Source organism: Allobosea sp. FG18 (genome assembly GCF_057809495.1).
This window is the reverse complement of record NZ_JBMDKB010000057.1, coordinates 1-7,515: the sequence shown is the minus strand read 5'-3', so window position 1 is coordinate 7,515 and position 7,515 is coordinate 1. Positions and strand designations below refer to the sequence as shown.

Annotated in this window: 6 protein-coding genes; 5 read left to right on the top strand and 1 reads right to left on the bottom strand. The window is 58.7% G+C overall.

Annotated features, from left to right (window positions below; translation table 11 throughout):
• Positions 1 to 160: 160 nt before the first annotated feature.
• The 3 genes from ACODTJ_RS28760 to ACODTJ_RS28750 are packed head-to-tail and all read left to right on the top strand — an operon-like array spanning position 161 to position 4,889.
• The gene (locus tag ACODTJ_RS28760) at positions 161 to 1,393 is read left to right on the top strand and encodes a tyrosine-type recombinase/integrase (RefSeq protein WP_488851620.1); all 1,233 of its coding nucleotides are present in this window, start codon (positions 161 to 163) and stop codon (positions 1,391 to 1,393) included.
• A complete protein-coding gene (locus ACODTJ_RS28755) occupies positions 1,390 to 2,943 on the top strand; it encodes a site-specific integrase (protein ID WP_488851618.1) in 1,554 nt (517 codons plus the stop codon). Before ACODTJ_RS28760 ends, ACODTJ_RS28755 begins: the two co-directional genes overlap by 4 nt.
• On the top strand, positions 2,940 to 4,889 hold the full coding sequence (locus ACODTJ_RS28750) for a hypothetical protein (protein WP_488851616.1): 1,950 nt from the start codon (positions 2,940 to 2,942) through the stop codon (positions 4,887 to 4,889). The genes ACODTJ_RS28755 and ACODTJ_RS28750 overlap by 4 nt, the downstream gene beginning before the upstream one ends.
• A gap of 73 nt (positions 4,890 to 4,962) precedes the next feature.
• On the opposite strand, the gene ACODTJ_RS28745 is transcribed toward ACODTJ_RS28750, so the two are convergent.
• On the bottom strand, positions 4,963 to 5,883 hold the full coding sequence (locus ACODTJ_RS28745) for an RpnC/YadD family protein (protein ID WP_488851614.1): 921 nt from the start codon (positions 5,881 to 5,883) through the stop codon (positions 4,963 to 4,965).
• A 120-nt stretch (positions 5,884 to 6,003) separates the two neighbouring features.
• Here ACODTJ_RS28745 and ACODTJ_RS28740 point away from each other — a divergent pair, with 120 nt between their 5' ends.
• Both ACODTJ_RS28740 and ACODTJ_RS28735 read left to right on the top strand, forming a co-directional pair.
• Entirely contained in the window at positions 6,004 to 6,954 is a 951-nt protein-coding gene (locus tag ACODTJ_RS28740) for a nucleotidyltransferase family protein (RefSeq protein WP_488851612.1), read from the top strand.
• A 224-nt stretch (positions 6,955 to 7,178) separates the two neighbouring features.
• On the top strand, positions 7,179 to 7,515 hold a 337-nt coding region (locus ACODTJ_RS28735), incomplete at its 3' end, for a hypothetical protein (RefSeq protein WP_488851610.1).

Genomic DNA, 7,515 nt, shown 5'->3' with positions numbered 1-7,515 from the left:
TTCTAGATATGGATAACCGGGAAGTGTAATCATAATCCCGGTAAGCCACTGATAGTCTGATGAAAATGGCCGCTTTGTTGCGGCCATTTTTGCAAGCGGAGATAGATTTTTAAGATGGATAACGTAGGTTTGTAAGGTGATTCGGCCTAGGAGGCTGAAATTGCAGGCAAATCCTTACCACTATCGTGTAAAGCATATCGTCTTCCCGAGCTCGGGGGAGCGCTTCGTGATTGTTGAGGGCCCACCTGACGGCATCGCGCTCGAAGCGCCCTCTCTCTACACCTCGATGTGCCTGCGCGAGGCTGGCCTCTCGCCCAATTCGATGGCGCAGCATCTCAGTGCGATCGTGTTGCTGCTGGAATGGTCGGCGGGCCGCACTCCCGCCATCGATGTTGAGGAGCGCCTCCAATCGGTCAGCCTCTTCTCGGGCGATGAAATCCTCGATCTGCGGCGTTTCCTTCGCCAGAACCGAAACCTCCATCGGTTGACCGATCCGGATAAGCGCAAGGCCAGCCGGCCCACTGTGCGCCATGGTCACTACTATTTCCGCTGTCATGCTGTGCGCGATTACGCCGCTTGGCACGCGCAACGCAGCATCGACCGGATCCTCAACCGTGATGTCGAGCGCCTTCGCGAGGCCCGTTTCCGACTCGACGAGTTCTGCCGGCGCATGACCGACGATCTGCCGTCACCACGCCACCGTCAGCGCGAAGGCGTTGATGAGGCAATTCAGCGGTGTTTCCTGGAGGCGATCCGGCCCGGAAGCCCGACCAACCCATTCAAATCGGCCTATCAAGTCAGAAACTATGCCTTGTTCCTGCTGTATCATGAGCACGGCTTGCGGAAGGCCGATGCCCTCAAAATCAAAGGCGAGGATCTCCATCTTCACGGCACCGCGCCGACCCTAGACATTGTCGTCAGGCATGACGAGAAACAGGACCCTCGTCGTCGCGAGCCGCGCCACAAGACCTTTGGACGCACACTCGCCCTCGGGCCAGAGCTGGTGGCCGCCATCGAGGACTGGGTGCTGCGCGAGCGCCCCAAGATCCCGAACGCGAAGCGCTCCCCCTATGTCTTCCTGGCTCGGTCCGGGATGCCGCTCTCTTTGTCGACCGTGAACGATATGTTCGATCTTCTCCGCAACCGAGTGCCTGGTCTTCCCCGTGAATTCACAGCCCATATCACAAGGCATAATGCCAGCGATCGCCTCTCCGGCGTAGCGAAAGAGCTCGGCTGGACCGAGGGCGAGGAGCAGCGCAACCGCAATTATCAGTTCGGCTGGTCCAAGACCTCGAAGCAAGGAGATCGCTATCGCAGTCGCAGCACCCGCGAAGCTGCGGCTGAAGCCGCGTTGCGTATGCAAGATGAAAGCGCGCGCGAGGCTGACTCATGACCGATACCGCTTTGCATTCGGGGAAAGCCGTCATCAACCAGGGGATCGTGATCGATGCGTCCGGCTTGCCCGTCGATTGCACCGGTATGGTATGGCGGCTGAACAACGTAGTGAGGGGCAAGCGGCTAGATTGGTCGACATTTTCAGTACTTTCTAAGAATATTCTTCGAGCCACCGTGGAATTTATCAGGCACCTTGTAGAAACTCAGAATTCTGCGTCCGTGGAGAACGCATTTAAAGGAGTCATTTTGGTTCAGCGGTCTGCGTCGTTCGTCGATGTGGACGCAAGAGATGCTATTCTGCCCTACTCTTTATTCACTGATCTGAGAGATCAGCTTAAACATGAAACGTGGCGATTGCATTATGTCCGTCAGTGGTACGGCTGGTGCGCCAACTTCGGTTACCCCAATTTCTCGATTGATGTCGCATTCGAAGCCGACCAACTTCGCATCGGTGGCAACCGCAAAGGCCACGCAGTGTTGTCGGCAGACCCCGAGGAGGGGCCACTGTCGGACCTGGAACTTGCCGCTCTCCTGACAAATCTGCGGGCAGCGAAGGGCACCGACAGGCTGTCCTTGGGCCAACAGGCCGCGCTCTGGCTATGCGTTGCTTTGGGTCCAAACCCGATGCAGATGGCCCTGCTGACTGAGGACGACGTCGTCCGGCACCTCGATGGCGACGCAATCGCCTTTGTTCATCTGCGAGTGCCGCGCATGAAGAAACGAGACCTCGAGGTTAGGGGCTCATTTCGAACCCGGCAGCTTAATCAGGAGATCTCCGAGGTCCTTCTCGCTTTGATCGAGCACGATCGTGACAATGCCCTAATGGACGGCCTCGCCCAGCTGCGCAGTCGACCGATCTTCAAGCGGAACACGCCCCGAGGGGACCTGGTTGGCGGACCGCTCGATCGCTACTCGTGGCACCTGTCGGCCGGCGAATTCAGCAATCTTGTCCAGGAGGCTGTCGCCGCTCTCAGCGTCCTATCGCCTCGTACGGGGCAACCGCTGAGAGTGACGACCAGGCGGCTGCGCTACACCTTCGCAACCCGCCTGGTCCGCGAAGGCGTTGGCAAGCTTGAGGTCGCCGACCTGCTTGACCATACCGACACCCAGAACGTGCAGGTCTATTTCGACATCAAATCTGACATCGTCGAGCATCTCGACAAGGCGGTCGCCCTGGCGCTCGCCCCTCTGGCCCAGGCCTTCATGGGCGCCCTGGTTTCCGGTCCCGAGCACGCGATCCGTGGCGATGATCCCCGCAGTAGCGTCGCTGTCGTTGGCGGATCACCGACCAAGCTGGAAGGGCTGGGGAACTGCGGATCGTACGGCTATTGCGGCCTATTGGCGCCGATCGCCTGCTACACCTGTCGGTCCTTCCAGCCCTGGATCGACGCGCCGCACCATCTCGTTCTCGATGAGCTTCTGAGCGAGCGGGAGCGTCGGGAAAAAGCAGGTTTGGACGGTCGCATGGTGTCGATGATGGACAACACCATTTGTGCCGTCGCCGAAGTCATCACCAGGATCGACGCCCATAAGGGAGTAGCCATATGAGCGTCGAGCAGCTTCCTTCTTCGCGGTACCGCGATGCTCAGGCGAATCTCGCGACGTTCATTGCAAAAGGGAAAAGCTCGACGGCCTTTGGACCGGTGGACTGGGACGCCCCAATCTGGCGTGATCCGATCGTCAAGCAGAGACCAGCATCTGAAGGGCCTCAACGCTATGCGTTCTACTTCTTGACCGGCCAGGGCGGACGGCGGGGTTCTGGCATTCAGGCCCCAATGAAGCAGCCTTTCGCGGATTTCGTCAAAGCCGCTATTCGGCTGCATGATGACACTAGTCGGAAGGTGTGGACCCGCCACGCGCACACAATCTTAGTATGCCGGTACCTGCATGATGAACTTGCCGAGGTAGGCTATGATCCGTGTCGCGCGTTGCCGCGGCACTTCACCGCGGCCGCAAAGGCTATCTCTGCGAAAAGCACGGAAAAAAGCGCTTACTACGGAGGAGCATGTCTCGCTCGTGTAGCTAGCTGGATCGATAAAGCGGGAATTGGGCGGGTACGGCTCGGTTGGAAAAACCCCATCGCGGCTACAAGTCACAATGATAGAATAACGGTAGAGGCTGTCTCCGCCAGAGAAAGCAAGATGCCCAGCCCAGCGGCTCTGGCTGCTCTGCCTGAAATCTCACGCCAACTTTCAGCGCCCATGGACATTCTGCGCATGAAAGTGGTGGAACTGCTTGTATGTGGCGGTTGGCGTATCAATGAGGTTCTTCAGCTACCTTGGGATTGCGAGGTTTCGGAAGAGGTTGTCGCAAATGGCAAGGTCACCTGCCGGTACGGAATTCGGTACTTCGGATCCAAGGGTTACGGCTGGACAATCAAATGGATTGCGACGCCGATGGTCGACGTTGCGAAGCAAGCGATTGCCACAGCAAGGGAACTTACCGATAGCGTGCGCGCTGATGCTCGTTGGATGAATGCAAATCCGGGAAGACACCCCTTATTCAAAGATTTGAACCCAGACAGGCTTTTAACGAGTGAAGAAGTCAAGTCGATTCTGGGCGTGAGAACCGCAGATAATGCTCTTGCATGGATGCGAACGGCTAAGGTTCATGTCGCTCGGAAACCGACACCACGGGCACCTGCTCGCGTGTGGGTGAAAGTACGAGATCTTGAAGAAGGACTTTTACGACAGATCATTACCCGAAACGTAACGGGATTGATCCCAACGCATGAATATTTATTTTTAGTGCGAACACACGCCTTTAACGGCGGCAAGACTGAGCGCGCTGGTTCATTTGAGTTGATCCACTCGACATCAATTAGAGATTTTATTTCGGGGCGACGCACCGGCTCGATTTTTGAGCGCTTTGGAGCGAAGGAGCCCGGTGGAGCTCCCATCCACATGCGCACACACCAATTTCGCCATTGGCTGAACACGCTCGCCCAGGAAGGCGGCATGAGCCAGGAGCTGATCGCACGGTGGTCCGGACGGAAGGATAGCCAGCAGAACGCTGTCTACGACCACGTCAGCGGCGCCAAGCTGGCCGAAAAGGTGAGGGTCCTTGCCGAGGCCGGTGAGATGGTCGGCCAGATCGCCCGTGTTCGCGAGGGGCTCCCACTCGCTGATCGTGAGGCCTTCATGAAGGCGCAGGTCCCTACCTCACATGTTACCGAGATTGGCATCTGCATCCATGACTGGAGCCTCGTGCCATGTGCCATACACGGCCAGTGCGCCGATTGCGCCGAGCACCTGATCGACAAGGGCAACGCGAAGCAGCGGGAGGAGGCGGAGCGCCAGGTCGCCGCGGTCGAGGTATTGCTTCAGCAGGCCAGCACCGAGGATGCGGCCGGCACCTATGGTGCTTCTCGCTGGGCCGACGCCCATAAACGTCGCCTGGCCGGCTTGAACGGAGTACTCGCGGTGCATCGCGATCTGACGATTGCCGACGGCACGCTCGTGCATTTGGGTATCCGCGAGCAGGATCAGGCGTAGCGGCGCGGCATCGCTGGCGCCGGCACTGACTTCCATGGTCGCGGGCGAATAGCGACTGCCTGACCGAATTCGGTCAGCCGAGCCCATGCGTTGGGGAGGGCATGTGCGAGCCGAGCACCTGCTCAACGGATTTTGCCTGGGGGATCGACATCATCATGTCGGTCAGAATGTCCGCACGCAGATCGGCTAGATGGGTGTCGAGCCCATCAGCGATCTCATCGATGCCAAACTTCATCTTCAACATGAGGACCAGGGCTTCTGCCCGCCCTTCCGCTCGCCCGCGCTCGACACCTTCGGCAACGCCGGACTTATGCGCGTGATCGATTGGCTCACGAAGAAGCTCGCTCTCGGCCATGTCCACTGTAATGCCCATGTCGCGAACCTCCTGTTCGACCAGCTTCACCACGCCACGCATTTGCGCGACAACGAGGCATCTCGCCACCGCATCGGCCTTTTCGACCGGTGAGGATATATTGGCGATCTTCGCCAGAATCCTCCTGAGCATAGCAGGAGCTGCTCCATTTCGACAGAGCAGGGCCAGAACCGCATCTCCGGAGTCGCCATGCGTCAGCAAGGGCTCGGGATCCATATCCTTCATGTCCAGGAAGCCGTAGTCGAAACTGACGCGCGGATTACTGATTCCATCCGGCTTCTTCCAAGGCTTGCTGCCTGTATAGATCAGCCACTGGTCGATCTTGACGTCGTCGATTAACCCCGCGGCATTGGCGTGCGATTGCGTTTCAACCTCTTTCTCGACGATGTCCGTCCAATACCCCAGCATTCTCACGGTCATGGCCCGGTGCGGGGTGGACTGGAACTCCAGATGAAGCAGATGTCCGGGAACGATCTCGGCCAGGAAATCGACGCGGCGTTCGCGAACACTCGACACCTCGTTGTCGCGCTCCTTGAGACCGGCACCTGCCCCGAACACGGACAGGAATGCGCGGCCGCCGCTGCGAAACATGTGTTTGAAGGCGATGTCGTAGCGGCCCATCAGCAGTGCGGCTCCTCGTTCCTGAACATCATGATGTAGCGCGGCGCAACCAACAAACTGGCGGTCGATTGCAAGTTTCCACCAATTGTCATATAATGCAAGAAATTGGTGGAAACTTGCATGCCGCGCAATCTTACCACTCCCCAGCGACACCTGCTGTCCGACGCCGGGGCCATCTGGGCCCGGCAACTGCCTTCCTTGAAAATGGCCGCAGCTTCGGCTGGAGGGATGCAGTGGAAGCAGGCAAAAGGTCGCGAGTATCTGATCCGACACTGGAATGATCGCGTCAGCGGCAAGAAGCGCTCGGTGTCGCTAGGTGTACGATCGCCAAGAACTGAAAAACTCCATGCGATGTTCTTGTCCGATCGTCGCCGGGCTGAGGAAGCGACAGCGGCAATCGACGCCGAGCTGAACGAGTTTCGGGAGACGACGAGAGCGTTGCGTCTTCCGCGCTTGCCGTCGGTTTTGACTGACGTACTACGCGGGTTTGCGATCGCCGGCATCGATCGGGAACTGTCAGTCTGTAGCCGCCATGCGCTCTTCGCCTATGGAGCAGATCACGGCATCCAATTCGAAGCCGGCCGAGGCGATCTCGGGGCTCTCGAACTGCTTGTGGTTGGTAACGACCTGGATGGAATGCAGGACGGCCTGGCCGAAGCGGTCTTCAGTGCAGCGCGGGGGGCGCGGTATGACCATGACCGCTTCATCGTCGAGCGGGCGGCAGGCAAGGTCGCGATCATACCACGTTCGGTCGACCAGGTCCTGTTCCAGCTCGAAACCGCTCAACGCTTAGATGATCATCGCGAAGAGGTTTTGCGAGCGGCGTTCGAGCTCGAACCGGTGCTGTCCGTGTGCATTGGCGACGATAGCGGGCCGACACCGATGACGGCGGTCCACCCAAAAGCACTGCTATGCCTCGCCATCTCCCTCGACACTGATCCGGCCCTGACTGAGGAACTCGGCGAGTTCGCGCTGGATCAGCAAATCCCGTTCGACGCACACGAGTTCGAAGCGTTTCCCGAACTTGAACTGCTTGTAGGGGATCCTTCCGAGGAATCTCCGCGATTCTAGGGATTCGCACGTCATCGCCGGCCTGACCAAAAATTCCGTTTCGATTTACAGGGCCACCAAGGATCGGTGAAGAACTGATGCCGCGATCCATTCGATGGACTGCATCAACCAAAGAATCAGCTTACGCAGTGAACGGATTGAGGAATCCGTCCATGCAACGAAAGCCTGTGGCCGGAAAATCTGGGCGGTCGAAGCCTGCGCCGCGATCAGCCGCGCGCCGAGCAATGACGCCGATCGATATCGAGCGCATTCGAGAGCTCGTTCGAGCGTGGCCATCGGAGCCATTCACCTGGCAGCTCGTCTGCGAACGTGTTGTGCGTGAGATCCAAAAAGCTGGCGCTTCCGGCAAGCGGTGGGGCAGCGACGCCTCGGGTTGGTCTCGCCAAGCCCTTTCCGGTCATCCGCGGATCAAGGAGGCATACGACACCAGGAAAGACGAGCTGCGACAGGAGCGGGAACGCGGCAAAAAGAACCCGTTTCGCAATCGGGATCCCGAAATCGTCGTCCTACGCCGGGATAGAGACGGGCTTCGCATCAAGATCGCCGAACTGGAGGCGAAGC

What these genes read in the sequence shown, in the direction of transcription:
- ACODTJ_RS28740 (WP_488851612.1), top strand. Translation starts at nt 6,004, where the DNA reads ATGCCGCGCAATCTTACCACTCCCCAGCGACACCTGCTGTCCGACGCC.
- ACODTJ_RS28755 (WP_488851618.1), top strand. Translation starts at nt 1,390, where the DNA reads ATGACCGATACCGCTTTGCATTCGGGGAAAGCCGTCATCAACCAGGGG.
- ACODTJ_RS28745 (WP_488851614.1), bottom strand. Translation starts at nt 5,883, where the DNA reads ATGGGCCGCTACGACATCGCCTTCAAACACATGTTTCGCAGCGGCGGC.
- ACODTJ_RS28750 (WP_488851616.1), top strand. Translation starts at nt 2,940, where the DNA reads ATGAGCGTCGAGCAGCTTCCTTCTTCGCGGTACCGCGATGCTCAGGCG.